This window comes from Flagellimonas lutaonensis, from assembly GCF_000963865.1.
In the GTDB taxonomy this organism is placed as follows: domain Bacteria; phylum Bacteroidota; class Bacteroidia; order Flavobacteriales; family Flavobacteriaceae; genus Flagellimonas_A; species Flagellimonas_A lutaonensis.
This window is the reverse complement of record NZ_CP011071.1, coordinates 2,039,929-2,065,950: the sequence shown is the minus strand read 5'-3', so window position 1 is coordinate 2,065,950 and position 26,022 is coordinate 2,039,929. Positions and strand designations below refer to the sequence as shown.

16 protein-coding genes are annotated in these 26,022 nt (G+C 45.8%); all 16 read right to left on the bottom strand.

Features of this window, described 5'->3' with window-relative positions; genetic code table 11:
- Positions 1-66: 66 nt before the first annotated feature.
- The 16 genes from sov to nrfD all read right to left on the bottom strand — a co-directional run bounded on the left by sov (position 67) and on the right by nrfD (position 26,005).
- Positions 67-7,209: a T9SS outer membrane translocon Sov/SprA gene (gene sov, locus VC82_RS09625; protein WP_084598195.1), complete on the bottom strand. Its 7,143-nt coding sequence runs from the start codon at positions 7,207-7,209 to the stop codon at positions 67-69.
- Between the two features lie 5 nt (positions 7,210-7,214).
- Entirely contained in the window at positions 7,215-7,796 is a 582-nt protein-coding gene (gene ruvA / locus VC82_RS09620; protein ID WP_045802191.1) for a Holliday junction branch migration protein RuvA, read from the bottom strand.
- Between the two features lie 186 nt (positions 7,797-7,982).
- Positions 7,983-10,280: an NADP-dependent malic enzyme gene (locus VC82_RS09615; RefSeq protein ID WP_045802190.1), complete on the bottom strand. Its 2,298-nt coding sequence runs from the start codon at positions 10,278-10,280 to the stop codon at positions 7,983-7,985.
- Between the two features lie 101 nt (positions 10,281-10,381).
- Positions 10,382-12,064: an MFS transporter gene (locus tag VC82_RS15825; protein WP_045802189.1), complete on the bottom strand. Its 1,683-nt coding sequence runs from the start codon at positions 12,062-12,064 to the stop codon at positions 10,382-10,384.
- Positions 12,065-12,171: 107 nt separating this feature from the next.
- Positions 12,172-13,095: a tRNA epoxyqueuosine(34) reductase QueG gene (gene queG / locus VC82_RS09605; protein ID WP_045802188.1), complete on the bottom strand. Its 924-nt coding sequence runs from the start codon at positions 13,093-13,095 to the stop codon at positions 12,172-12,174.
- 95 nt (positions 13,096-13,190) lie between these two features.
- Positions 13,191-15,023: an IPT/TIG domain-containing protein gene (locus tag VC82_RS09600; RefSeq protein WP_084598194.1), complete on the bottom strand. Its 1,833-nt coding sequence runs from the start codon at positions 15,021-15,023 to the stop codon at positions 13,191-13,193.
- 15 nt (positions 15,024-15,038) lie between these two features.
- Entirely contained in the window at positions 15,039-15,437 is a 399-nt protein-coding gene (locus VC82_RS09595; RefSeq protein WP_245615875.1) for a DUF4242 domain-containing protein, read from the bottom strand.
- Between the two features lie 94 nt (positions 15,438-15,531).
- Positions 15,532-16,635 (bottom strand): nickel-binding protein, encoded by a 1,104-nt coding sequence (locus VC82_RS09590; protein WP_084598193.1) that lies wholly within the window; start codon positions 16,633-16,635, stop codon positions 15,532-15,534.
- Between the two features lie 176 nt (positions 16,636-16,811).
- Entirely contained in the window at positions 16,812-17,834 is a 1,023-nt protein-coding gene (ruvB, locus tag VC82_RS09580) for a Holliday junction branch migration DNA helicase RuvB (RefSeq protein WP_045802184.1), read from the bottom strand.
- Positions 17,835-17,906: 72 nt separating this feature from the next.
- Positions 17,907-18,731 (bottom strand): GIN domain-containing protein, encoded by an 825-nt coding sequence (locus VC82_RS09575; RefSeq protein WP_045802183.1) that lies wholly within the window; start codon positions 18,729-18,731, stop codon positions 17,907-17,909.
- Between the two features lie 115 nt (positions 18,732-18,846).
- Positions 18,847-20,676, bottom strand: a complete 1,830-nt coding sequence (locus VC82_RS09570) for a cytochrome c oxidase subunit I (RefSeq protein ID WP_045802182.1) — start codon at positions 20,674-20,676, stop codon at positions 18,847-18,849.
- A 42-nt stretch (positions 20,677-20,718) separates the two neighbouring features.
- Positions 20,719-21,855 (bottom strand): cytochrome c oxidase subunit II, encoded by a 1,137-nt coding sequence (locus tag VC82_RS09565; RefSeq protein WP_084598192.1) that lies wholly within the window; start codon positions 21,853-21,855, stop codon positions 20,719-20,721.
- Positions 21,856-21,883: 28 nt separating this feature from the next.
- Complete coding sequence (locus VC82_RS09560; RefSeq protein ID WP_045802181.1) at positions 21,884-23,182, bottom strand: quinol:cytochrome C oxidoreductase; 1,299 nt, start codon at positions 23,180-23,182, stop codon at positions 21,884-21,886.
- Positions 23,183-23,195: 13 nt separating this feature from the next.
- A complete protein-coding gene (locus tag VC82_RS09555; protein WP_045802180.1) occupies positions 23,196-23,759 on the bottom strand; it encodes a c-type cytochrome in 564 nt (187 codons plus the stop codon).
- A gap of 9 nt (positions 23,760-23,768) precedes the next feature.
- The gene (locus tag VC82_RS09550; RefSeq protein ID WP_045802179.1) at positions 23,769-24,290 is read right to left on the bottom strand and encodes a DUF3341 domain-containing protein; all 522 of its coding nucleotides are present in this window, start codon (positions 24,288-24,290) and stop codon (positions 23,769-23,771) included.
- Between the two features lie 2 nt (positions 24,291-24,292).
- Complete coding sequence (nrfD, locus tag VC82_RS09545) at positions 24,293-26,005, bottom strand: NrfD/PsrC family molybdoenzyme membrane anchor subunit (protein WP_084598191.1); 1,713 nt, start codon at positions 26,003-26,005, stop codon at positions 24,293-24,295.
- Between the last annotated feature and the right edge of the window lie 17 nt (positions 26,006-26,022).

Genomic DNA, 26,022 nt, shown 5'->3' with positions numbered 1-26,022 from the left:
AAGCTTTTCAAAGATTTTAAAATGCTTTATCAGTCCACTGGTTACCAACAACTTTCCGCGAACAAATTAGTTTCCGAAATTATAGCGAAGGGTAAATCCGGTATTGATGGTTGTCTGTGGAAAAGCAGTGGATACGGCAAACTGTGAGAACGAGTGGTCGTAGAAAAACAATGCGTTCAGGCTCTTGCTCAGGGCATAATCGGCTGTAAACTTGAACGACCATAGATTTTGCCCAGCGGTAATTTGGTTATTGTCAATGTCTAAATTGCGAATGATGGTGATGTTATCGCGAAGCGATAGGTCGGCCTTCAGGTTCAAATCGCCCTTTAAACGGGTTTTTTCACCTCCGATATTGGCCACAAACTTGACATCTTTAAAGCGATAGCCTAGGCCAAGGGTATATTCCTTACCATTGATCTCGGTCAGCAAATTGTTGTCAAAACTCAGCGACAGGGTTCTATCGGTTCGTACCTCGGCCAAAAAGCTGAATGAGTTTTTCATTTCAAAATCGACCCGCATCAAGGGGTTAAAGGCATCGTTCAACACTACGTTGTTAATGATGTTGTCTGGCAGCACATCGCCCGTTTCAGGATCGATCGAAATATTTTGTTTTTCAAGATTGGTCTGGAACGAATTGATGCTATAAGCCGCCCGGTACCCATGTGTCAACGAAAAACGGGTAAACTTTTTCTTGAACCATTTGTTTTTCATCAAACCCGTGTATTTGATATTCCAGTTCGGAATGGGAATGTCGCGGAAAGCATCTAGGTTGACTCGGTTTGCATCTTGCCCCGTATAGGCCGCAAAGAAAGCGGGCAGCAATACTTCTTGTTGGGTCTTGCCATAACGCTGCGGAAAACCGTCAGCATCCAACGTGCCGGGGTTTTCGCCCCGGTCAGCAACCAGTCTATTGGCTATGGTAATGCGATTGGCCTTGAACTCCTCAAATGTTTCTGAATCGAACTCATCGCTGTTTCTAAACGCCGTGCCTATCATCATGGTCGAGATGCTGAAATTGCCAAAATTGTTGACCAAACCGTTCTGGTTCTGGGCCCAAAGATCGGGCACATAATTTTCTTGTAGGCTATTTGAAATCTGACGGTCTGCCGTTAGATCAATGGTCAACTCTTGGGTGGGTTGTGCGGTTGCCGTAATGGCCAATTGCTTGTTTGAATTTTCAATATATTGGGTATTGAACTCAGGAAATGTTGTCAACCAACCTTTTCTGGCCGCCTCAAAACGTACATCGGCCTGGCTACCGAACACAAAACCCAAAGTTGGGCGCGTGGTGCCTATAAACCCTATCGATTGGGTGTAGCCCGGCAGCGCTTTGCCATTGTTTTCGGCATAGTTCACGTTGATTCGCTTTACCATGGTCACAATGTCAATCAACGTATTGAAAGCCTTGCTTGTCTTCTTTTGAGGCTTTTGGTCTTCACCCTGTCCTGCTGGATTGCCGGCCTTATCCCTTCGCACAGGGACACGTTGGTTGATAGGAATCTTGCCATCGCGCTTTTTAAGGCCAATGGCATCATAGAACCGTTGCATGGTGAGGTTGGCCGTCAAATTGTGGGTATTGGCATTCTGTACCGTGTTGATATCTTCACCCGCTACTTCCCTAAGCGCATCGCCCCCCCGCTGCCAATCAAAATTACTGGTATAGGTATACTGTGCGTTGATAAAATCGAGAAACGGTATTTTATCAAACGGAAGCTCGTAGTTCAGCTGCATTTGCTGTGAGTGGCGATTGGGCTCACCGATATCGAAAAAGCCGTCCCAAAGATCTAAATTTTGGTTGATGCCTGAATCTGGATCCCCCGGGGTATTGAAATAGTTTCGAACAATATTGTTGTTAGAGCCCGTCAACTGTAGCCGTAATGATTTAGAAAGGCTATAGTTCAATGCGTATTGCCAATTGAAGAGATAGTTGCGCTGTTGCAGCAACGGCAGGTCAAGAGCATCTACCCCCGTCTCAAAAACATCGCGAAAGCGCTGTTGGTTGAACGAGCGGTTATAATTGGCATTCAACGAAAGACTGGTCGGCAAAACATTAAAGTTCAACTCTTTCAGCCATTTCCAGTACTTGCTCATGAACAACGAATCTTTCTTTGCAAAGGGAGCGACTTCGACCGGTTTAAAATTATGGTTATAGACAAAGCCCGTGGTCACGTTCTGATCACGCAATTCTTCGATTTCAAAATCACGGTGGTTCGTTTCGTTGTATGAGTAATTGAAGGTAAAGTTTTCAATGTCAAAGAAATTCTCTTCAGCTTCCTCTCCCCGATTCTTTCGCACCCCGATCAAGTTGATACTGGTACGCTTGGTATAGTCTTCGGCCTGTTTTTTTATAGCTTCAGCGTCTTGGGCATTGTCGGCGGCGGCAATACGGTCATCCAACTTCAAATCATCATACACAGGGTCAAACTCTGGGGTGATCAAGGTTTCTGAAATACCATAGTTAAACGGTATCTGCAGTCCCCATTTTTTGGGGAACAATTGCCCCACGTTCACATTGGTCACCACATCGTATGATATGGCATCTTCACGTGCCCGCTCGTTTGGCATTTGGTCAATAGATCCGAAACCAGAGGTACTACGGTTGGCGGTGGCCGACACATTGGCAAAATCGGCCATGTTGGCGTCAAGGGCCATTATGGCTGCCCAGCCCCCTTTGTTGTCAAGACCTGCCAAGCGCAATTCGTTGAACCAAACCTCACCGCGTGCAGGCACATTATCGTTGTTCTTTACCCCTACCATCATGGCACGAATGCTTCCCAACGAAGGGTTACCCCTGATACCGATTCGGGGGCGGCCCAAGGTTCTGGGTGAAAACTCATCGACCGGAACCACTTCGCCATCCACCACTTCATAGAAATTGACCTCGTTGAGACTTTGGTTGGCTATACCCAACGATTTCACCTTATTCAGATCGGCAAGGGCAATATCAATTTCATTGACACTGGGCCATATGACATCAGGTGAGGATGAACCAAATGGAGTAAACTGTAAGGGCAGCTCAATTTGATAAAAGTTTTCTGAGAAATCTGTACCTATCCGAAGGAATCCTACCAAGGGTGTATCATCATTCGAATAATCGGTGTCAAAAATCTTTTCAGCGTGCATAAACATTTTGATGCGCTCATACTGGCGCACATCAATGTTCACATTTTTAAAGACTCCTCGTGAATCTTGTGGTTCCAAATTTTCGACCACGAACGATAACGATTGTTCGTTTTGCCGAATAATGGTGTTGTTATTGTTCAACTGTTCGCGCACCACCCCTGGAGGCAGTACGTATGGAATGGGCGTTCTACCGCTGTTCTCTTCAATGTTGACGGTATTTACATCGGTGATGGTACCATCATCGGAAGGGTCGGCGTCAACCTCAGGCTGTAGTGAATTGGTATAGGTTCGCCAATCGCCCCGTACCAAGTCCAAGGTTGCGAAACGAAGCACTACGTCATCAGAAAAACCCGTCAGGTACATACGCATAAAACTGATTGACCGAAAGTCTGTAATTCCGCCAATGGCATCGGTGAAGTCACTCAACGGAATCTTATATTGGATCCATCGCCTGTTCAACTGGTTTCCGATGGGCAAAGTTGGTGTCAAGCCTTCGCGAATATCGGTCACATATTTATCGTCTATTGTGGTATTCGGTTTTATCGGTATGCGGTATTCGTAATAACTGTTGACCGTGTTCATGGTAAGGTCTCGGTCAATATCCTCCACGTCTGGCAGCGTGGTCGAACCGCGGTTGGTATTGGTAACCGCCACCGGCGAGTTGCCATCGGGGTTGTTGAAATCGAGGTAACGTTCCAAAATGCCCCCCTCTCGGTTAAGATAGTAAGTGTAGTTGTCTAGAGCAGGGTCTTCGGCCGGCCCATTATAGATGGCCGCCTCTTGACTATCATCCAAACCGTCAAAACCGATGTCTTGCAACGTTCGGTTGGTCTCATCTGCATCAAAGGCGTAAACCAACGACTGGGTGGCCGGCACCTCGCCCCAGGCGGTCTGGGCAACCAAATCATTGCTATCAACCCCTGGCAGGCCGTTCTCGTACTGCTTTTTGCCATCTTTGAGTACATCCTCAGAGATATTGCCAAGATTGATCACCAATTCACCGGGTGAAGTGGCCTCTCCATCCACATAGGGATCCAATACCCAAAATTGTACGAACTCAACGTTCGATTGCTCAAAATTGGTACTGCTCAACGACCGCATAATACCCGCCCATTTATCTTCGGGCGACTCAGCGACAAAATTTGGGTTGGCATTATAAGGGCCCTTTAAATTCGGATAGTAGGCGAGATCCAATGTACCCTGAACGGTAGTCTGCCCTTGGGCAATATCAACCTGTGGAAACACCTCATCTATAAACACCCTTCGTGTGGCGTTCAACGAAATATCGGCATCTGTAACACCTGCTGGCCGTTGGTTCGTATAAAAAATTGGGTCAATGGTATACCAGGCCATTTTGGCACGGCCATAACCGCTCAACAAGTTATTCGGGTCTTCTGGCGAACTGCCCGGTAATTGGTTCCCGGGGAAAAACTCCAACGGTGGGCTGGCCAATGTCCACCCCAACGAAGAACGAATGTCGATCAATGCCTGTGCTCCCTCAAAATCATCGAGATATGTAGTTGTTTCTCCTTGAAAATCAGCATTTTTTGGGGAATTGGGTTTTAATACGGCCACCTCGCCCCTCAACGATACATTTGAAGGCACATCGGTATCTATATTGGGCAGTTTGTTGGCCAAGCGTGTCAAAAAGGGCACTTCGGTACTGAAATTTCCGTTGAGGCCAAAAATGGTGTTGTTGACCGGCTCCACTCCAAAATTGGATTTTTGGGTCAAGGGACGTTCGTTCAGGTTCAACAAGGTACCCCCTAACACAAAATTCTCATTGAATTGATGTTCTACATTGATGCCGGTAAACCGGCGCGTCTGCTGCCCGAAAACCGCATTGTTTTCAACAGAGATATTAATCGGTGTATTGGAAGCCTGTAAACTCGGGTCCAATAGCTGCACGGTACCCGCTTGATAATTCACCGTGTAGTCGATGCCCTCTTGTAGCTGACGCCCCCCTGCTGTGACCCTGACCGAGCCCCTCGGTACATTGAAAGCCCCGATGGGAATACCATTGGCCCCCTCGGATTTATAGCGTCCCTTGAGCTGAAAACGGTTTTTCTCCGCATCTTGCAACGAAGCGGCCTTTGTTTTCTCGTACATGTTTCTGAACACGTACTTCTCTTGGTTTACATTATAACTATTTGGTGTGCTGTAATCACCCCCTCCCAGAAGATCAAAGAGATACTCCCCGAAAGGTTCCACTTTGGTAAAGATGATGCGACCGGTCTGGGGGTCTACCGTAATACCTGGCACATAATCAAAGAAACCATCGCCCCCTGGCTGCACATCGTTGTAAATGTTCAGGCGGTCAAGATTGAACACGTTCAGAAGAATTCTGTCTTCAAGGCCTTGGGGCCAGCTGGCATTGGGATCCACCGGCGTAATGTAGTTTCGAGGTGTGGGGTCAGAGTATAGAATATTGAACTTAAAATCTTCTTGGCTTAATTGAAAGGCCCCTGTGGAATAAATGTTCTTCATCATCAAATCCCAGATAGGGTCTTCGACGTTGGTGATATTGCTCTTCAGCAATTTCAGCACAAGGGTATTGTTCTCGATAATGGGGGTGGCACCTCCCGATACCGTGGTGGCATCGATACCCCCATTGGCAAACTCACCCACTTGATACACTTGCCCTTGATAGGTATATTGAAAGGCAACCCCCAAGACTTCGTCGTTGCTCAGGCGTTGGTTCAGTGAAATATACCCCAGTTGCGAATCAAATTGGTAGTCGCGGACTACTTCCAATTTTCTTGCATTTTCCAGAATGGCATAGTCAAACCCTTGGTTTACCTGATAACCGGGCACATTAAAACCCGCCTCAACGGTAGCAATGTCGCGTATGGCAGGTGTCAAAGCCCCACCGTTGCCGATAAGGCTTGGATCATAATCATTGGCACCGTTCTGTGGCAACACATCGGTACCCGAAATATTAAAGAACCCGGCAGGAGCATTGGCGGCAATTCTCGTTTTTTCACGGCCATTACGACCAAGTCGCGCTTCCCCCAAATCTTGAATGGCCACTACATTTCGCACGTTCAACGTCTGTTGGTTTCGGTTGGTCACCCAAACTTCAAGCCTTGTGATCTGCACTTGGCTCTGTATAAAAGGGTAATTAGCTAGGGCATCGTCGTAGTTATCTCGAAAATACTGGGCTAGAAAAAAGTGTTTGTCCTCATCATAGTCCAAGGCGGTCAGGGCAAACTCGTTCAAGGTTCCACCGCCTTGCGCCACCACGGTGTTGTTCTGAGAACGTTGTTCTGAAAAAACAGCAGTCACAGTCGTTTTACCGAACTGCAACTGCGTTTTTACCCCAAAAAGACTTTGTGCTCCGGTAATCAATGAACTGTTGAGGGGCATGTTCACATTACCGATCTCTATCTTTCTGAGAATATCGTCTTCTGTGGGCGTATAATCCAACTTGACAAGATTTTGAAAATCAAAGGTCGCCTCTGTGTCGTAGTTGGCGGTAACTTGAAGCCGTTCGCCTACCTTGCCCAAAAGGCTAAGACTGATACGTTGGTCAAAGTCAAAAGAGAGGTTGGTCCGGTTTCTGGGGGAAAGGGCCGGATTATCGTTCTTTTGCCATAGAATGCCCAGGTCCATCGCCACCGAACCTTGGGGTATTACCTCAATGGTGTTGCCCCCAAAAACAGATTCGAAAAAGTTACTGTTGACGTAAAAGTTGGGCAGCAGGTTCTTTCGGGCTTCCTCACTTCCTTCCTTTTTACCCGTAAAGGCATCTATCTTATCCTTAAAATACGACTTCATGCGCTCTTTGCGCACCAGTTCGTAATATTGTTCAGGGGTGAGGATAATCGGATGGCTGATATTGAAGTCACCTATGCTCTCGGTATAGACATAACGGTCCAGACCGGGATCATACGTGTATTTGGCCACAATGCTGTCTGGATTTTCGAGTAGAATTTTTCCGAGGGAAACACCTGTTTTTACAGAATCAACAGTCTGTTCGCCCGTATCTTGGGCGTTTGCCGAAAGCACCGCCCCAAATACTATTGCAAAAAAGAAAAAATGTCTAACCAACGATAAACCAAGAAATCGTTTTGCCCCTCTTTTCAAACTGATTATAAATTTTTCAGCGCCTGTTTAATAATGTTCTCAACGCTAAGCGAGGAATCTTGTGCCAAGACCTTATCGATAATCTTTTCTGATTGCCTTCTGGCGAAACCAAGAACCTCTAATGCAGATAACGCTTCTTCTTTGGTTGTATTGTTTGAGGAAGGGGAAACTTCTCCTATGTCGTAGACTTTCAAAATCTTGTCTTTTAAGTCTACGATTACGCGCTGTGCGGTCTTTGCGCCGATACCCTTAATGGCCTGTATAGTGGCCACATCTTCATTGGCTATGGCGTCCCTGATCTGTTCGGGATTCAAGGATGAGAGCATGGTTCTGGCGATGCTGGACCCTATACCAGATACAGAGATCAACAACCGAAAGATCTCGCGCTCGGTACGAGTGGCAAAACCGAAGAGTGTATGGGCATCTTCTTTTATTTGAAGATGTGTATATAACTTGATATTTTCTTCATCTTTTATGCAGGAGAAGGTGTTGAGCGAAATGTTCAAGAAATAACCGACCCCATTGCATTCGATGATGACATAGGTCGGGTTCTTTTCTACTAGTTTTCCTCTAAGATGGGTGATCATGCTTGTTGGATTAGTGTTTGGTGTTTAAAAGTTTAGGCGTTTATGGGTTGATAAGCATATTAGACAGTGTATTTTCTACAAAGATTTAGTTAAAACCGTAAAGTCTAGACTGCCTGTCGCAGATGAAAAACTACTGATTTACAATCACCTATTACTTATTAAATGAAAAAATATTAATCACGACAATCATCCTTTTTTCATTCTGGCCTTTTTTCGCTTTTCACGCTCTTGGGCATCGATGACCGCAACAGCGGCCATATTCACCATTTCTTCAACGCTGGCACCCAATTGAAGAATATGGGCGGCCTTTCTGAGACCCAGCATAATGGGCCCGATGGATTCTGCATCGTGTAGGCCTTTCAACAGTTTATAGGTGATGTTGGCCGATTCCAAATTAGGGAATATCAGCGTGTTCGCTTTTCTTCCGGCCAGTTTTGAAAAAGGAAAATTGTTCTGACACAGTTCTTGGTTTAGGGCAAAATCTGTCTGTATCTCACCATCTACTACCAAATCAGGATTTTTTTCATGCAGTATTTTTACGGCATCCCTTACTTTTTTGGCATGGGGGTGGCTCGAGGATCCAAAATTCGCATATGACAAGAGCGCCACTACGGGTTCAAAACCGAATGTTTTGGCCAAGTTGGCCGTCATCTGCGCAATTTCTGCAAGTTCTTCGGCCGTCGGGTCCACATTGACCGAAGTATCGGCCAAGAACAAAGGGCCCCGTTTGGTTATCATAATGTTCACGGTCGAAGCCTTGGTAACCCCCGAGGCTTTCCCCAACACCTCAAAAACAGGTCTGAGCACCTTGGGGTATGCCCTTGAATAACCCGAAATCAACCCATCGGCATCCCCTTCAAGCAGCATCATGGAGCCAAAATAGTTGCGCTTGCCCATATTGACCCCTGCACTATATTCGGTTTCTCCCTTGCGTCTGCGCGACTGCCACAACTTGTAGGCATATTTTTTTCTTAGTTCCCTGGTTTCCTCGGCCCTAGGGTCTATAATGGGCACCTCGGCATCAAAATCAAGCTCTTCTTTGAGTTCTTTGATAATCTCTTTATTGCCCAAAAGAATGGGTTTGGCAATACCTTCGTCATAAACAATTTGGGCAGCCTTTAAGACATCGAGCACGTCGGCCTCGGCAAATACGATATGTTTTGGATCTACCTTAGCGCGATTGTGCAATGATCGCACGATCTTGTTGTCGTTGCCCGATCGTAGGTACAGTTCTTCCTCATATTTTTTCCAATCCCTAATGGGAATCCGGGCCACGCCACTTTCTATGGCTGCCTTTGCCACGGCGGGCGGTATTTTAGTGATGAGCCGGGGATCAAAGGGTTTCGGAATAATGTATTCTTTACCAAAGGTCAGGCGAGTGGTATCGTAAGTGATGTTCACTTGTTCGGGTACCGGTTCTTTGGCCAAGTCGGCCAGTGCGCGCACCGCGGCCATTTTCATTGCTTCATTGATCTTTGTTGCCCGAACATCTAAAGCGCCCCTAAAAATGAAGGGGAAACCGAGCACGTTGTTCACCTGGTTCGGATGGTCAGACCTTCCCGTGGCCATGATAATGTCGTCTCGGGTCTTGCAGGCCAGTTCATACTCAATCTCGGGGTTTGGATTGGCCATGGCAAAGACTATGGGGTTCTTCGCCATAGACTTCAACATTTCTGGGGTAACGATATCGGCTATGGAAAGACCGATGAACACATCGGCCCCTTTCATGGCCTCTTCCAAGGTGTCTATCTTTCGATCGGTGGCAAATTCCAGTTTTTCTTTGGAAAGATTTTCACGGTCTTTTCGAATGACCCCTTTGCTATCGAGCATGACCATGTTCTCGCCTTTGGCGCCAAAGGCCTTGTACAATCGCGAACATGAAACGGCGGCTGCACCGGCCCCACTGATGACAATGGTGACCTCCTCGATTTTCTTTTCTGCCAGTTCAAGAGCGTTCAACAAGGCTGCAGCAGAAATTATTGCCGTACCGTGCTGATCGTCGTGCATTACTGGAATATCCAGTTCTTCCTTTAAACGACGTTCTATCTCAAAGGCTTCGGGAGCTTTTATATCCTCTAAATTGATACCACCGAAGGTAGGCGCAATGGTCTTGACCGTTTCAACAAACTTATCTACGTCCTCCGTGTCCAATTCGATATCAATACCGTCGATATCAGCAAAAATCTTGAACAGCAGGCTTTTGCCCTCCATTACCGGTTTTGAGGCTTCGGGCCCTATATTGCCCAAGCCCAAGACTGCCGTACCATTGGATATCACCGCCACTACGTTGCCCTTGGCGGTATACCGGTATACCTCATCTTTGTTCTTCTCAATTTCCAAACAGGGCTGCGCCACCCCTGGCGAGTATGCCAGTGCCAGGTCTCGCTGCGTGGCATAGGGCTTGGTGGGTACTACCTTGATCTTACCGGGCTGGGGCTTGGCATGGTATACCAGGGCCTCTCTCCGTTGTTTTTCTTTGTTCATATGACAAGAGAATTTGGGGTAAAGTTAAGGGTAACAAAAATACTTTTAAAACAGCTACGCCGATCCTGCTTCAAGTCGCCGGTGTGGTACCTGAACTTCTCCTATTCTGCCGGAACTTCTATATGGAGTTCTGTATCCTTTTTGTCTTTTGGTAAATTCAGTCGCATGGCCAGTAACCCGGCGATAATAAAGAAAACTCCCCCAAAAATAATGGCGTTGATCGCATCGTTATCCAAAACATTTTTGATAAGGGGACCAAAACTGACCGTTTGTATCAACATGGGTATCACGATCATCATATTGACGAGACCCATATAAACTCCCCTACGCTCTTCTGGAATTACTTTTGAGACCATCGCATACGGAATACCCATCATGGCTGCCCAACCAATACCGAAGAGAACCATGGGCGCCAACAACATCCATTTATCGGTAATATAGGGCATGCTCAACATGGCGATCCCCGTTAAAAAAAGGCAGACCACGTACACAAGCTTTGAACCAATCTTGGCCGCCATAGGCACCAATGCCAGCGCCACGATCATGGTCACAAAATTATAGGTGCCATTCATCAAACCTGCATGCCCAAGGGCCTGTTCTGCCAAAGACTGTACATTTTCGGCAAATGCCATGTCTTGTGAGCTGATCTCGGCTCCTTCCCTAAAAGATGTCATAATCGACTCAAACCGTTCATTGTCTTCATTGGTGATGCCAAACAAACTTTTTCGCAACATTGGGGGCATAAACTGCCAATACACGAAGAGGGCATACCACTGAAACAGGTATACCGCTGCCAACTTCCATAAAAATCCGGGCATTGCCCCGATGGCTTCCGCTGCCTCCATGAGCGGGTCCAAGGTATCGCCCAGCCTTGATATGGTACGATTACTTTTGTTCTTCTTTATAACCCGGTACAGTATAAACAGCCAAAAGAAGGCATATACCAATACCACAATTACCCAAAGATTGATATTGTTCCAGAGCGATGGAAACAACTCGGCGGTCAGATACCCCAATAAGAGAGGTGCGGAAAAAATCACCAACAATACACTAAGTATCTGAATTATGGGAGAGGGGGTACCCTCATTATGTTTTTTAATCTCTGCCAGTTCTTCTGGTGATGGTGGAATTTCAGGTGTTTTCCAGACCGACCACATAACGGTCCCTATCGATGCCAAGGCTCCCAAAAAGAACGAATAATATACCCATGTAGGGATTGCGTTTGCACTTTCAGTGGCCGAACCAAAAAGACCGCCCTCTTCTGTGGGCGCACTGAACCAATGCTGAAACATGAACAATGATAGGTTGGCAAGGGTAATGCCCGCACCCACAAATAGACTCTGCATTTGGTAGCCAAAGGTCAATTGTTCATCGGGTAGTTTATCGCCCACAAAGGCCCGATAAGGTTCCATGGCGGTATTATTGCCCGCATCCAAAATCCATAGTAGCCCAACGGCAAACCAAAGTTCAGGACTAAAAGGAAAGGCAAAAAGACACAGACTGGCCAAAATGGCACCGATCAAAAAGAAGGGTTTTCTTCTGCCTCCCCATTTGGGCGACCAGGTCTTATCAGAAATGGCTCCGATTATCGGTTGAATCAACAGGCCCGTAACGGGTCCTGCCAAATTGAGCAGCGGCAGTTCATCGTGATGGGCGCCTAAAAATGAAAAGATGGGGCTAACCGCTGTCTGCTGTAGACCAAAACTAAATTGAATTCCGAAGAACCCAACATTCATGTTCCAGATTTGCCAAAAGCTCAATCTGGGCTTTGTGATTTTTACCATGTTCGAGTTAGTTTGTCAGCTTGCCTCAAGATAGCATATTTCATCATTGAATGCGAAAGATTTTACCCAAAAACCTCCAAAAGCCTCTACGAAATCGTTTGAGAAGATTACTTGCCAAGAAAGTCGATATTTCTTTTCAAGCCAGCAAATTTAGTTCGCTTTACCGCTGATTTTTTGAAGATTCGTTTGAAAACGTCCTCGGTAATCTCTTCCCAGTCATTCTTGGTCATGGAGAGCAGTTCGGGATGGGGGTCGAACAAGGGCTCGCGGTGGGGTTTTGAAAATCGGTTCCATGGGCAGACGTCTTGGCAGACATCGCAGCCGAAGATCCAATCTTCCATCTTTCCTTGAAACTCGCTTGGAATCTCGTTTTTCAGTTCAATGGTCAGGTAGGAAATACACTTGCTGCCGTCGACCACATAGGGTTCAACAATAGCCTCGGTGGGGCAGGCATCGATACAGGCCGTACAGGTGCCGCAATGGTCGGTGACCGCTGAGTCGTACTCCAATTCCAAATCAACGATGAGTTCGGCAATAAAATAAAAAGAACCGACTTCTTTGGTCAACAGGTTGCTGTGCTTGCCCATCCAGCCCAGACCGCTTTTGGTGGCCCAGGCCTTGTCGAGCACCGGAGCGGAATCTACAAAGGCCCGACCGTGCACCTCGCCGATTTCTTCTCGAATGAAATTCAACAGGCTTTTTAGTTTGTGCTTGATTACAAAGTGATAATCGGTGCCGTAAGCGTATTTTGACACCTTAAAGGTGTTTTCTTTTTGTGTTTCTTTCGGGAAGTAATTAAGCAAAAACGAAATCACCGATTTGGCCCCGGGCACCAACTTTGTGGGGTCGAGGCGTTTGTCGAAATGGTTTTCCATATACTGCATCTCTCCGTGCATACTGTCATCCAACCACTTTTCTAATCGAGGGGCTTCCTGCTCCAAAAACCCAGCCTTTGAAATGCCGCATGACAAAAAACCGAGGCGCTTGGCTTCGGTTTTTATCAAAGTTGTATGTTTTTGAACTTTGTCCATAAATATGCGGAGCAGTTTTACTTAAGATAGGGAAACGCTATCACAAAAGTATGAATTCGGTAAAAACCTTTGTTCAAATTAGTTGCCCTCTGCTTTTAATCATTTTGGTGTTCATAGGCCCCAATATCAATTCTACCATCAACAACCCGGCTATTGCCATCCAAATCAATGGGTGTCCCGCTCTCATCAGTAGCGAAGAAGTCAAAACCTGTATTGGGATTTCCAGCATTAATGGCAACTGAACTAGCTTGAATTCGAAGATTTCCCTCCTCGATATCCACAAAACGGGGATCTACAAATAGAGACTTAGTGCTGGAAAATCCCAATCCCGTTCTAATGTCTCCAGCACCCTTACTAAAGAGGCAATAAAAAAGACGGGCTGAACTGGTATCGCTGTTTGCGATTTCATTGCCGTCATCACTGTTTGAGGTGTTCCCCCAAAAGATGCTGTTAAAGATAGTGGGGGCACTACCGCTTCCATTGTACATGCCGCCACCAAGAATGGAGGCGCTATTTCCGCCTAAGCTCACATTAACTAATGTAGGGGTGCTTTGACCAGAGTTGTGCATAGCACCACCCAACCCACTGTTATTGTCATAAAATAAAACATTTGTCAATATCGGCGAACTCGATCCAACAAGCATTCCCCCTCCGCCAAAGCCAGCTGAATTGCCTATAAATTCAACATTTTTTATCCTCGCGTTCCCCGAAAAAATTCGCAAACCACCGCCTCCGCCACCCACGGCATTTTCTTCAAAAACAACATTGGTCAAAACGGGTAAGGATTCATTTCCTCCACTGTACATTCCGCCTCCGCCAGAAAATGATGTCGTGCTTTCCGATCGATTTCCAACAAAAACTACATTGGTCAAAACCGGCGGGCTGTCAATGTTATACATACCACCACCACGGAAGTAAGTTGTATTGCCGTCAAAAATGACATTGGTAAGTGTTGCTGGACCAAGGTTAAACAATCCTCCCGCTACATAGTCCGCCCTGTTAGCCTCAATGTAAACATTTGTAAAAACAGCTGCTCCATGATTAAAAATGGCACCTCCAATACCAAAAGCATCCTGTGTTGTAGCCCTATTATTGCTAAAAACAACATCGGTAAGCTCCATCACTCCGCTCGAACTTGAATATAGACCACCGCCCCGCCATGCTACATTATTGTTCACGGTAATATTGATCAGCTTTAGTTTTGAACCCTCATTATATATACCGCCACCAGAATCGGATGATATTGACAAGCCTGTGTTTCTTTTTCCATTTCGTATCCCAAGGTCTCTTATGGTAATTTCATTTCCTGGCATGATATATATAACACGCTCTTCTGCCATATCGGGTTCGGTATGCGCCTGGATAAACGTTTCGTTTTCACCCATCCCTTGAAGAATGAGTGATTTGTTCAGCACCAGGCTCTCGGTGTAAAAGCCAGCTGCTATTAGAATTTGATCATTCTCGTCTGCCTGTTCAATGCCATAACCAATCGTTGCACATGGAATCTGAAAGCTATTACAATCGTTGTCAGTATCCGTACCAGAAGTGCCATTTACAAAACGGGCATTATCGGGTAGGTACGTAAACTCTGGGCCGTTTGCCGTTTTACCCGCTACGGCAACCACTACTGGACCGCTTCCCGCGCCTTGGGGTACCTCTACCACCAATTGGGTTTCACTGGCCGAGGATACTATTGCCGCCACTCCGTTAAAGGTGACCGTATTGGCATTTGGTGTATCGCCCAAGTTTTTACCTGTAATGGTTACCTCGGTGCCAAATTTTCCCTGCTCGGGAGCTATGGAGGTAATGACCGGGGCTTGGTTTTCAGGGTCAGTCAAAGGGTTGTCTTGGCCCCCTGCATCATCTTTGCTGCAGGCCAATAAAAGCATCCCCGCCATAAACGATAAGCAAATTACTGGTGTTTTCATTTTTCTGATTTTTAGTCAATTCTTAGCTGTGCCTGGCCCAATCTTGGTAGATACCACTTGTATCGAATTCACCGGAAAACCACCCTTTTCAGCATGTTCTCTGATCAGTTCTTCGTTTTCGGCTCTGTACAGGCAATATACTTTATCATCTGCCACATAGCTGTGCAACCACTCGATGTCGCTTCCCATTTCCTTTAAAACGGAGAACGATTTTTGTGAGATGCCTTTCAGTTGCTCTGCGGTCATTTTCCCCGCTTCGGGAATCTCACGTTCGATCAAATACGTTTTCATGGCAACTTTTTTTTTGATGATGCCTTTGTTTATTTCGTTTCTGACTTCTGTCCGGTCTTGTGAATAAATTGCTGAGGTCATTATGACCGTCAACAATACTGTAAAAACATTGCTGGTTTTCATGACTATACTTTTAAGGTTTATAGCTACAAAGCTATTCTACCATAAAATGAAAGGATATCACCCATAGCCCAAATAATAGAAGAAATAAATCAGCTTATGCCAATTCTTTTTGATAGGCCAAAGGCTGTAAGCCAAAGCGTTCTTGAAAGCATTTGGTGAAGTATGACGGGCTACCAAAACCGCAGTCAAAGGCGGTCTGTGTTATGTTGCGATCAGTCTTTAGCAGTTCAAGCGATCTCAATAAACGATGTTCACGCAGCAATTCGTTGGGTGACATGCCCGTAAGCTCGGTGCATTTTCGATAGAGTTTTGATTTACTCATACCTGTTTTTTTGCAGAAATCCTGCATGCCAAACTGTTGATTCGCATGGTTGTCCCTTAAAACATCAAGTACCAGTTGCAGCACATTCTCATTTATGGGCGAAAAGGATTTAAAGGTAGCCTTGTCGCTGATATTGTGCTGCCCGTCATCTTTATAGAGCTCCCTAATAATGGAAGCCAATACCGTCTGATTGGGCGCGCCTGTTCGACACAGATATTGTGCCATCCTAATGACATCGCCAAAAATACTTTTGTCTTTGCTAACAGGCATACCGGCATTTATGGCCATTCTTAAGTTTATCAACTCGCCTGCAACATGAAGCCTCTTTTGTACTCCTGCCGTACAGGCAACTGCCTGTGTGACCGATACAAAAGAAGCGATAAATCGTTCCCCTTTCAACTCAACTTCCCGACCTTGGTTCACATTTACTTCATCGCGAATGATTTCATGGTATAGCGCCAATAACCTTTTTGCCTTCTTCTTCCCCAATGCATTCCTTAATAATGTCGAATCTTTTGTCTGTGCCACCAAGATTATTCGAAAGGCAGGATCATTGAAAAATTTAAGATCGGGGTTATCTGAATCGTAATAGCCCACTGGATCCTCAATACGGCCCAAAAAGGCCTCAACTACAGTGCTGTTTACCTGTACAATGTCATGTGGAATCAAGCCATGTGCCTTATCGTGCATCTGTTTCACGGCCTCAATGTCAGGGGCATCAATCAAGCAGAAGGCGCTACCTCTTTCCTCATCTACCCAATAGGTCATACAACGGCAGCCATATTCATCTTGAATCTTTAAATCTTCTCGATGTGCCTGGGCGGCGTGTTTGGCCTCTATGCCAGGTACGATATGTCGGTCCATATAAATGGGCATACCACTAATGGTTCATCAATTTCCAATCATTTTAAAGAAAAGGAACTTTTGCTACTGAAAATAAAAAAAATGGTTCATTTAATAGCAAAAATAGTTCAGAATCCAGAGGTTAAAAACTCAAAAACAGTGTTCTTGGCTTCGGTTTTTGATTCAATCGGTATTTTCTCTTTTGGAATTCAAAACAGCCCCGGTTGACTTCCACCTTTAATCCTTCCCAGATGCTTATAAGCCAATTCAGTAACCTCACGCCCTCTTGGGGTGCGCATAATAAAACCTTGTTGAATCAAAAAAGGCTCGTAGACCTCTTCAATGGTCTCTGCACTTTCTGAAACGGCGGTCGCCAATGTGGTAATGCCCACCGGGCCGCCCTTGAATTTATCTATTATGGTAGAGAGTATCTTGTTGTCCATTTCATCCAGGCCGTAGGTATCTACATTCAATGCTTTGAGTCCGAACCTCGAAATCTCAAGGTCGATGTTTCCATTGCCCTTGATTTGGGCAAAATCACGTACCCTTCGCAATAAGGCATTGCAGATTCTCGGGGTACCGCGGCTCCGGCCCGCAATCTCTATGGCCGCTTCATTGGTAATGGGCACTTTTAGAATATCGGCACTTCGTTGTACGATGGTCGAAAGCAATTCAGTGTCGTAATATTCCAATCGACTGGTGATGCCAAAACGTGCGCGCATGGGGGCGGTCAACAGTCCCGAACGGGTGGTGGCCCCTACCAATGTAAATGGTGCCAAATTTATCTGTACCGAACGCGCGTTTGGCCCGGTCTCTATCATAATATCGATTTTGTAATCTTCCATGGCAGAGTACAGGTACTCCTCCACAATCGGACTCAAACGATGAATCTCATCAATAAACAACACATCGCGTTCTTCTAGGTTGGTCAACAGACCTGCCAAATCGCCTGGTTTGTCCAACACCGGCCCTGAAGTAACCTTTATGCCCACCCCCAACTCATTGGCCAGAATGTGCGCGAGTGTGGTCTTTCCGAGACCGGGAGGACCATGAAAAAGGGTATGGTCCAAGGCCTCACCACGAAGATTGGCCGCCTGCACAAACACCTTTAGGTTCTCGAGCACTTGCTCTTGGCCGGTAAAATCATCGAATGAAATGGGCCTAAGGGCTCTTTCTATATCAAGCTCTTCTTGTGAGAAATTCTCGGGAGATGGATCTAAGTACTCGTTCATACCTAACAAATATAACGCAATTGGGCCATTGGATTCCAAGAGGGTCTTCCTAAGCGTGCCTGCTGCGACTGCCTACTCCACTTTTTTGACCAGTTGCGAAGTATCCAAAAATTCAGTAATGGTAATTTTTGGGGTTCCATACAAAAAGGTCTTGCCATTGCCCTTAGAACTCAGTTCAAATTCGCGGTAGGCATATACATGGGCATCGGCAGAGCCTTCTAGGTGCAACTTTACAAGAGCCGCTTCCATTCGCTGCGCTTTCAACTTGGCATTGTCTCCCACTTTGGCAAACAGGTTGTCCGAGGTGCCCTCTACTACGAGATTGGCATTATCCTGTAACTCTAGGGTAGCAGTTCCACTGGCCATGTAAATAGATGGCTTTGACCTTCCCCTTAGATTGATGTTCAATGAATCAACATCCAAATTAAGATCACCTGAAGAGGTTTCTTCCATATTAAGGTCCAATACCGAGGCACTGGCACTAAGGTTCATTTCTGAATTACCAAAGGCGTCGATGAACACTCTATCATTTGTAATGATATCTTCAGAAACAATGCTCCCTTCTTGGGCACTGATTGCCTTTAGCTCAACAAATTCAACGGTTATGTTGAATTTTTTCTTGGAAGTTACCGTGTAAAACGATGAAATGACAAGGGTACTGTCCTCAACCTTAAACTTAAGTATATCGACCAGGTTGTCATCTGCCTCGATACGGTAGCCGGGGCCAAATGATTTTTTTAGTACGATATCAAGATTATCTTCGAGAACAATGGCATTAAATGATGGCAACTCGCCATTTACCTCGGTCACCACACGGTTTCCCTTGATTTTTGGTTTACGTTGTGCGGTCATCGAAACCATGAACAGCAACAAGAGCGGCAGCAGAAATTTTTTCATGACAGTGTTCTTAATCTTTTTAAAGATATAAATTGAGAAACAATATCAGTGCCAAAGTCACAAACAAAAAAGGCCCATCGTAACGATGGGCCCTTTGATCTATCTTCTTTGAACCTTAATGGTTCAACTCTTCCTCGTTTTCTTGGAGGGGAACGGTCTGTGGAACAAAATCTTGTCCCGGTAAGATATACTCACCGTTCTCATAGGTTTTGCTGTAATCATATGCCCAACGATGAACATGTGGTATCGCCCCGGGCCAGTTACCGTGCATATGCTCTTGTGGGGTTGTCCATTCAAGAGTGGTCGCGTTCCAAGGGTTTTGGGGACCTCTCTTCCCGTAGAAGATACTTCTTATGAAGTTATACGCAAAAATCAACTGGGCGCTTGCCGTGATGATGGCGAAGGTTGTCATCAGAACTTGTACATCTGTGAGTTCATCGAACATTGGGAAGGCCGTATTTTGGTAATATCTTCTTGGTACCCCGGCCATGCCCACAAAGTGCATGGGGAAGAAAATTCCGTACGAACCAATGGCGGTAATCCAGAAATGTACATAACCAAGGTTCTTGTTCATCATGCGTCCTTGGAACATTTTCGGGAACCAATGGTACACCCCGGCAAAAAGTCCATAAAGTGCAGAAATACCCATTACCAAATGGAAGTGTGCCACAACAAAATAGGTGTCGTGTACATTGATATCGAGTGCACTGTCTCCCAAAATAATACCAGTAAGACCTCCGGTTATAAAGGTAGAGACCATACCTATTGAGAACAACATCCCGGGATTCAACTGAAGGTTACCTTTCCACAGAGTGGTAATCCAGTTGAAGGCCTTTACCGCAGAGGGTATGGCAATCAACAAGGTGGTAAAGGTAAATACCGATCCCAAGAAAGGGTTCATACCTGAAATAAACATATGGTGGCCCCAAACAATGGTAGATAGGAAAGCGATGGCCAAAATGGAGGCAATCATCGCCCGGTATCCGAAGATGGGTTTTCGCGCATTTACCGACATCACCTCAGAGACAATACCCATCGCAGGTAGAATTACGATATATACCTCAGGGTGGCCCAAGAACCAGAATAGGTGCTCGTACAATACGGGCGAGCCCCCTTGGTAGTGAAGCACTTCCCCTTGAATAAAAATATCTGAAAGGAAAAAGGAGGTTCCGAAACTTCTATCCATCAACAACAAAAGGGCCGCCGACAACAAAACCGGGAACGAAATAACCCCGATGATAGCGGTGACAAAAAAGGCCCATATGGTCAATGGCAAGCGGGTCATAGACATCCCCTTGGTTCTAAGGTTCAATACCGTAACGATATAGTTCAACGAACCTAATAACGATGATGCGATGAAAATGGCCATCGACACCAACCATAGGGTCATACCAGCACCTGAACCGGGCTGCGCCATGGGCAGCGCACTCAGAGGTGGGTAAATCGTCCATCCTGCTGCCGCAGGGCCCGCCTCAACAAACAATGAGCAGACCATAATGACCGATGACACGAAGAACAACCAATAGGAAATCATGTTCAAAAAGCCCGAGGCCATATCCCTAGCACCAATCTGTAGTGGAATGAGTAGGTTACTGAAGGTTCCACTCAAGCCAGCGGTCAGCACAAAGAACACCATTAGCGTACCGTGAATGGTAACCAAGGCCAAGTACACATCAGCGTCCATTACGCCGTCAGGGGCCCATTTACCAAGGAGCAGTTCAAATACTGGGAACGACTCTCCCGGCCACGCCAACTGCATTCTAAATAGCAGAGACATGGCAATACCTATGAAGCCCATCAACAACACTCCAGTAATGAAGTATTGTTTGGCAATCATCTTATGATCCTGGCTAAAGATGTACTTGGTTATAAAAGTTTCTTTATGGTGGTGCCCGTGGTCATCGTGCCCGTGGCCATCATTATGATTGTGTGCTACTGCAGACATAATCTTTTAATATTAGTATTCTTTTTCCAATTTTTTTAAATCCTATTCCTCCGAAGTTTCCGCTGCAACTTCTTCCTCCGCTTCTGCCCCGGCAACCGGGTTAAAGGCCGGCTCTGTTTCGTCAGCAAGAACGGTCTCTGCAAATGTTTTCTGCTCTGCCATCCATTTGTTGAACTCTTCTTCGGTTTCAACAATAATCTTCATCTGCATGTTGTAATGTGACTTACCACAGATTTTATTGCACAGCAGTACATAGTCAAATTCCCACGGGTCAGAATCTGGACGCCCCTCAGCGGCCCACTCGGCCCTTAGGGCATTTGTTCTTTTGACCTTTTCCACCACCTCAGGATTCAACCGCATCTGCTCTGTGGTAATGGTCGGGGTAAATGAAAATTGCGTGATCATACCCGGAACGCAGTTCATCTGTGCCCTGAAGTGTGGCATGTATGCCGAGTGCAACACATCTTGCGAGCGCATCATAAAATTCACTTTGCGCCCTACTGGAAGATGCAGTTCTTTTACAATAACATCATCGGCCCCATTGGGGTCTGCCTCGTCAAGGCCCAAAACGTTGGCCTTGTCAATATCGATCAAACGTACACTTGCATCGCCCAGCACATTGTCTTCACCAGCATAGCGGGCGGTCCAATTGAATTGTTGTGCATAAAGCTCAATAATAAGCGGGTCGTCTTCTTCGTTGACATCCATGATGTTCGTCCATGAATAAAGCCCCCAAATAATCAAGCCTGCCAAAACAATTACCGGAATGATGGTCCAGATGAACTCCAACCGGTCGTTATCGGCAAAGAAAAGTGCCTTCTTACCTTCTTTTCCTCTATACTTATAAGCATAATAGTGAAGTAATGCCTGGGTAATGGTCTGTACAAAAAAGATAATGGCAAAAGATACCCACATCAAAGTATCGTAACCATCACCGTGGGCAGAAGCTGCTTCAGGCAATAGTGTCTTTGAATAATTGGCAAAACTGAAAATGGTGATTCCGTAAATAAAAATCAGGAACCCGAACATGAGATAGCCGTTCGTATTGTTGTCAGAATCATTGGCAATCTCTGACTTTGACCTATCTGCCCTAAGTTGTGACAATTCAAAAATCTTGGTCATCTGCCAAATGGCTATGGCCACCAATACCAAAACTGTCAATATCAATAGTGTAGTCATCTTGTCTTGTTCTTGCGCTTACGTATTGTTAATAGTGAAACTGTCTGCTCTCTTCTAAAAATGGATTTCTCTTTGGTACCAAAGGCGCTTTTGCCAATGCCGAGAACACTGAGAAAATAAACAACCCGGCAAAGAAAAGTATACCACCTATCTCTGCGATTCCTATCCCCCATTGATCACCAACGGTAGCGGGCATTACCATATTGAAAACATCAAGATAATGGCCCACCAAAATGATGATACCTGTCATGATCACAAACCAATTGACACGTTTGTAGTCGCTGTTCATCAATATCAACAACGGAAATATGAAATTGAGGACCAACATACCAAAGAATGGCAGTTTGTAATCTTCTATCCTGGTTACAAAATAGGTAACCTCTTCAGGAATATTGGCGTACCAAATTAGCATGAACTGGCCAAACCAAAGGTAGGTCCAAAAAATACTGATACCGAACATAAACTTGGCCAAATCGTGTATATGGCTGTCGTGTACCTCTTCTAGATACCCCTTCGATTTCAGATACACGGTTACCATGGCGATTACCGTAATGCCCGAAACGAACATGCTGGCAAACACATACCAACCAAAGAGTGTGCTGAACCAGTGTGGGTCGAGACTCATTATCCAATCCCAAGACATCATGGATTCTGAGATCAAATAAAACACCAAAAAGGCAGCTGACCATTTAAAGTTCTTTACAAAGTTGCTGTTATCGTTCGCTTCATCTTGGGCCAACGACAGTTTTCTTGAATATTGACGGTAAAAAATCCATCCCCCTAAAAACAAAACTGCACGAATCAAAAAGAAGGTCGGGTTCAAGTATCCCTGCTTGCCCTGTAACAGCTCGTCATGGGCCACCACTTCGGGGTCCATCCAAACAAACAAGTGGTTGACATGCATGACCGACAAGACCAAGATTACAAAAACGATGATGCCACCTGGCACCAAATAGGCCGTGATGCCCTCCATCACCCGAAAGAGCAATGGCGACCAACCTGCCTGTGCGGCGCGCTGAATAGCATAAAATGCGAGGGTTCCCAAGGCAATCATAAAGAAAAAGAAGGCCGCGGTATAGAGAGCCGCCCATGGTCTGTTCTGCAGTTGGTGCAACAGATGCTCATCATGCGAGGCATCGTGCTCTTCAGAATGGGCCATAGCCTCCCCATGATCACTGCCATGACCATCGTCATGAGCCGAGGCTACCATTTCTCTGGCTTCTTCAACAGTACTTGGAGCACCCAAAAAACCTGTTGCAAGACAAATGACGCCAAGGGCCATAAGTATGTAAGATCCTATTTTGAGTCTGTTTGAGAACGTATACATAACCTCTTTTTACTTATTTCGTTAAGTCTTGCTTTAATTTCATAACATATTCGGCAACCTGCCACATTTCTTCTTCATTTGCGAATTGTGCGGCATACGACCCCATTGAGTTCAGGCCATAGTACATGACATGATAGGTGCTGCCGACCGTAATATTCCGACCTGGATCGGCATAGCTGGGCACACCCAATATTTTTTCCCTTTTGACCAAAGTACCTTGGCCATCGCCCTTGACCCCATGGCAAATAGCGCAGTAAATCGCATACAGCTCGGCACCCTTGGCCAAATTCTCTTCACTATTCAAAGAGTCTAACGGGCTGGGTTGCAACCTGGCCAGCTCGCGGCCTTCAAGAGTATTCTCAAACGCATAGGGCATCCAGCCCCGGGGAATAGTGTTTTCTGCAGGTTGCATTGCCTCGGTTCCCAAAGGCAAAAAATATACCTCATCATAGGTCTCGTAACCTACCGGTTCGTACATATTGGGCATGTACTGGTAGTTGGGCCTGTTCTCATCGGCGCAAGCCGCGACCAGCAGAACAAGAACCAATATCGATGTTATCTTTACCAACTGCTTCATATCTTACCCCTATTTTTCTATAGTATTGACCTCAACGGCACCTGTTTCCCGCAGTAGCTCGATGAGTTCTTTCTCATTATTGTGCACCCCAACCTCCATCAAAAAGTGATCATCGGTTGTTCTAACATCTGGATTCTCAGCCTTTTTAAAAGGCCACATTTTGCTTCTCAAATAAAAAGTGATCACCATTAAGTGGGCCGCAAAGAAAACGGTCATCTCAAACATGATGGGCACAAATGCCGGCATATTGTCCAAATAGCTGAAACTTGGCTTTCCGCCAATGTCTTGTGGCCAGTCTTCTATCATCATATAATTCATCATGACAACGGCCACTGTCAAGCCCAAACACCCGTACATGAAAGACGTGATGGCAATTCGCGTGTCTGCCAAGCCAAGGGCCTTATCAAGGCCGTGCACAGGAAATGGGGTGTACACCTCTTCGATATGATGGTGCGCTGCCCTTACTTTCTTGACGGCCTGCATCAAGATGTCATCGTCGTTATAAAGTGCGTGTATAACTTTTGAAGCCATAACTACTTTTTGTTTTTTAATTTTTGTGCCTGACCGGCCCAGTCATCCCGTTGTGCCCTGCCCGGGAATGAACCCGTGATTTCATCAAGCAAATCGTATTCTTTTGTGGTCATTCGGCTCACCTGTTCGAACGAATAAATGCCAATTTGGTTCAATGCTTTTTCCATTTGCGGGCCAATACCCTTTATCTGCTTCAGGTCATCTGGTGTATCAGTCTCCGGATTGAACGTTCCAATGGAATCAAGAAGTGTTGACACGTTCTCTGCCGTATCACTGGTCGTATAGGTTTCCAAAGGAAGCTTTTTGGCCGATGGCATTTGATAAAGGGGCTTGCCTTCATCGCGCAGCTTCTTGTAGCGTTCACCTGATGACTTCAATATTGATTTTACCTCTGCCTGCGCAATTACAGGGAAAGTTCTAGAGTATAGCAAGAACAGTACAAAAAAGAAGCCGATTGTTCCAATAAAAATTCCGATATCGACAAAGGTCGGCGAGAACATAGTCCAAGAAGAGGGCAGATAATCACGGTGCAATGAAGTCACAATGATCACAAAGCGCTCAAACCACATTCCGATGTTCACCACAATAGAGATAATGAACGAGGCAACAATACTGGTCCTAATCTTTTTGAACCACATTACCTGTGGCGAGAACACGTTGCAGGTCATCATGGCCCAATAAGCCCACCAGTAAGGTCCTGTGGCCCTGTTCAAAAAGGCATACTGCTCGTATTCAACCCCTGAGTACCATGCAATGAAGAGCTCTGTAATGTAGGCACAACCCACAATAGAACCCGTGATCATGATCACAATGTTCATCAACTCGATATGCTGTACGGTAATATATGCTTCAAGGTTGCAGACCTTGCGCATAATGATCAATAGGGTCTGTACCATGGCAAAACCTGAGAAAATCGCCCCGGCAACGAAATATGGCGGGAAGATAGTGGTATGCCAACCAGGAATGACCGAAGTGGCAAAGTCAAAAGATACAATGGTGTGTACCGATAGTACCAGCGGGGTCGCAAGACCTGCCAATACCAAAGAAACTTCTTCAAACCGTTGCCAGTCTTTGGCGCGGCCCGTCCATCCGAAGCTGACCAAGCTGTATATTTTCTTTTGGAAAGGTTTTACCGCCCTATCGCGGATCATCGCGAAATCAGGAAGCAATCCCGTCCACCAAAACACCAACGAAACCGAAAGGTAGGTAGAGATCGCAAACACGTCCCAAAGAAGGGGCGAGTTAAAGTTCACCCAAAGAGAACCAAATTGGTTCGGTATTGGCAATACCCAATACCCCAACCATGGGCGTCCCATGTGTATAATAGGGAAAAGACCCGCCTGGATAACCGAGAAAATGGTCATGGCCTCTGCCGAACGGTTGATGGCCATTCTCCATTTTTGACGGAACAACAATAGAACCGCAGAAATCAAGGTACCTGCATGACCGATACCCACCCACCATACAAAGTTGGTGATATCCCACGCCCAGTTAACGGTTCGGTTGAGTCCCCATACCCCAATACCGGTTGAGATGGTATAGATGATGCATCCAATACCCCAAAGAAATGCCATCAGGGCAATGGTGAACACAATCCACCATTGTTTGTTGGCCTTGCCCTCTACAGGTGCTGCGATGTCAACCGTTACGTCATGATATCCCTTATCACCAAGTACTAGGGGTTTTCGAATAGGTGCTTCGTAATGCGACGCCATAATGTATCTTCTAGTTG